The organism is Methylobacterium sp. WL116 (assembly GCF_008039455.1).
Classification (GTDB): Bacteria; Pseudomonadota; Alphaproteobacteria; order Rhizobiales; family Beijerinckiaceae; genus Methylobacterium.
In genome coordinates, this window is sequence record NZ_VRUV01000596.1 from 1 (window position 1) to 2552 (window position 2552).

General features: G+C 72.5%; 3 protein-coding genes. All 3 read right to left on the reverse strand.

Translation table 11 applies throughout. The annotated features are described in order from the left end of the window. Positions 1-372: 372 nt before the first annotated feature. Complete coding sequence (locus FV223_RS25005) at positions 373-681, reverse strand: hypothetical protein (RefSeq protein ID WP_147729489.1); 309 nt, start codon at positions 679-681, stop codon at positions 373-375. Between the two features lie 186 nt (positions 682-867). Beyond that, on the reverse strand, positions 868-2220 hold the full coding sequence (gene accC, locus FV223_RS25010) for an acetyl-CoA carboxylase biotin carboxylase subunit (RefSeq protein ID WP_147729490.1): 1353 nt from the start codon (positions 2218-2220) through the stop codon (positions 868-870). 57 nt (positions 2221-2277) lie between these two features. Further along, on the reverse strand, positions 2278-2552 hold a 275-nt coding region (locus FV223_RS25015), incomplete at its 5' end, for a biotin/lipoyl-containing protein (RefSeq protein WP_348644825.1).

Genomic DNA, 2552 nt, shown 5'->3' on the forward strand with positions numbered 1-2552 from the left:
GAGCTCCGGGGCCGCCACCCGCGCCAGCTCCCCCTGGAACGCGCCCATCGGCGTGCGCGCCGCCCCCGCGATCACGATCGGATCGGACATCGTCGCCTCCCGTGCCGGCCTTCGCCTGATGCGGCCATTCCAGTCCGGCGGCGGTGGGATGTCCAGCCTGGGTGGTGCGGCGGGCTTGCGCTGCCCACCGCGCCGGCCGTCATGCGTCCGCGTCGCGGCCGGAAACAACGCAGGTCCCCTCTCCCGTGCGGGAGAGGGGGCCGGTCGGCGCCTCGAACGATCTGTCCGGGTCGCCGCAGCGAAGGACGGGAAAACGAAAAGGCCGGCTCCCTTCCGGGAACCGGCCTCGCGATTCGCGACGGGCGGAGCGAATCAGCGGGCGGGGCCGCCCGAGGTGGCGCCGGCGTTGGGGGCCATCTTGTTGGTCTGGTCGGCGTTGCCGCCCTTGGCGGAGTCGACGGCACCGGCGCCGGGGGTCGCGCCCATCTCGCCGGCCGGGCGGGTGGCGGTGCTGCCGGTGGTCATCGCGCCGCCGGCGCCGGGTGCCGTGTCGCGCGGGCCGCCGGTGGTCTGGCCGGCCTGGGGCACGGCGCGCGAGGGCTGGCCGACGTTGCCGGCATCCTGGGCGAGGGCGGGGCCGGAGATCAGGGCGCCGACGAGGGCGAGGGATGCGAGGCGCATGGAGATCCGTTTCGATGGCGTGCGATGGGACCGAGCAACGGGCGGCGGGCGCTTCCGTTCCGGTTCCACCGGCCGACGCCCCGCATCGAATCCGGATCATCCCCGCGGGATCCTGGATTCGGGCCCGGCTCGAGCCCCGCGCGGGCGTGCCGAAGACCGGTTTCGCGCCGATCCGCCGCGACGAGATCAGGCGTCGAGGCCGCCCCCCTCCAGGAAATGCTCGAGCCAGTGGATGTCGTAGGCGCCGTTCTGGACGTCGGGGTTGCGCACCAGGGTGCGGAACAGCGGCAGCGTGGTGTCGACGCCGTCGATGACGAACTCGTCGAGCGCCCGGCGCAGGCGCATCAGGCACTCGTTGCGGGTGCGGCCGTGGACGATGAGCTTGCCGATCAGCGAATCGTAGTGCGGCGGCACGCGGTAGCCCTGGAAGGCGGCCGAGTCGACGCGCACGCCGAGGCCGCCGGGCGGGTGGTAGTAGGTGATGAGGCCGGGCGAGGGCCGGAAGGTCGCCGGGTGCTCGGCGTTGATGCGACACTCGATGGCGTGCCCCTCGACCTTGATGTCGCCCTGCGCCACCGACAGGGCGCCGCCGGCCGCGACCCGGATCTGCTCGATCACGAGGTCGATGCCGGTGATCATCTCGGTGACGGGATGCTCCACCTGGATCCGCGTGTTCATCTCGATGAAGTAGAACCGCCCGTCCTCGTACAGGAACTCGACGGTGCCGGCGCCGAGGTAGCCGAGCTTGCGCATCGCGTCGGCGCAGATCTCGCCGATCTCGGCCCGCATCGCCTCGTTGAGCGCGGGCGAGCCGCCCTCCTCCCAGACCTTCTGGTGCCGGCGCTGGAGCGAGCAGTCGCGCTCGGCCAGGTGCACCGCGCCGCCGCGGCCGTCGCCCAGCACCTGCACCTCGATGTGGCGCGGGTTGGTGAGGTACTTCTCCAGGTAGACCGCGTCGTCGCCGAACGCCGCCTTGGCCTCGGAGCGGGCCATGCCGAGCGCTTGGCTCAGCTCGGCTTCCGAGCGCGCCACCTTCATGCCGCGCCCGCCGCCGCCGGCCGCCGCCTTGACCAGCACCGGGTAGCCGATCTCGGCGGCGACGCGCTTGGCCTCCTCCGGGTCCTCGATGCCGCCGTCGGAGCCGGGCACGCACGGGATGCCGAGCTTGAGCGCGGTGCGCTTGGCCTCGATCTTGTCGCCCATGATCCGGATGTGCTCGGCCTTGGGGCCGATGAAGCCGATCTCGTGGTGGGCCAGCACCTCGGCGAAGCGTGCGTTCTCCGAGAGGAAGCCGTAGCCGGGATGGACCGCGTCGGCGCCGGTGATCTCGCAGGCGGCGATGATCGAGGGGATGTTGAGGTAGCTGTCGCGGGCGGCCGGCGGGCCGATGCAGACGCTCTCGTCGGCGAGCCGCACGTGCATCGCGTCGGCGTCGGCCGTCGAGTGCACCGCCACGGTCTTGATGCCGAGCTCCTTCGACGCCCGGAGGATGCGAAGCGCGATCTCGCCGCGGTTGGCGATCAGGATCTTGTCGAACATGGCAGGGGCGCTTTCGAGCGGAGGGTGCGCGGTTCGGGTGGGGACAGGCGCGCCCGACTACTCGATGACGATCAGGGCTTCGCCGTACTCGACCGGCTGCCCGTCCTCGACGAAGATCGCGGCCACCGTGCCGGCGCGGGGCGCGACGATCTCGTTGAAGGTCTTCATCGCCTCGATCAGCAGCAGCTTGTCGCCGACCTCGACCCGGGAGCCGACCTCGACGAAGGCCTTCGCCTCGGGCGAGGGGCGCAGGTAGGCGGTGCCGACCATCGGCGACGGCACGGCGCCGGGATGGGTCTTGCCGCGCTCGGGGGCGGCGCCGGGGCCGGGGC

Coding starts and splice junctions, on each gene's coding strand:
- FV223_RS25005 (WP_147729489.1), bottom strand. CDS start 681: ATGCGCCTCGCATCCCTCGCCCTCGTCGGCGCCCTGATCTCCGGCCCC.
- accC (WP_147729490.1), bottom strand. CDS start 2,220: ATGTTCGACAAGATCCTGATCGCCAACCGCGGCGAGATCGCGCTTCGC.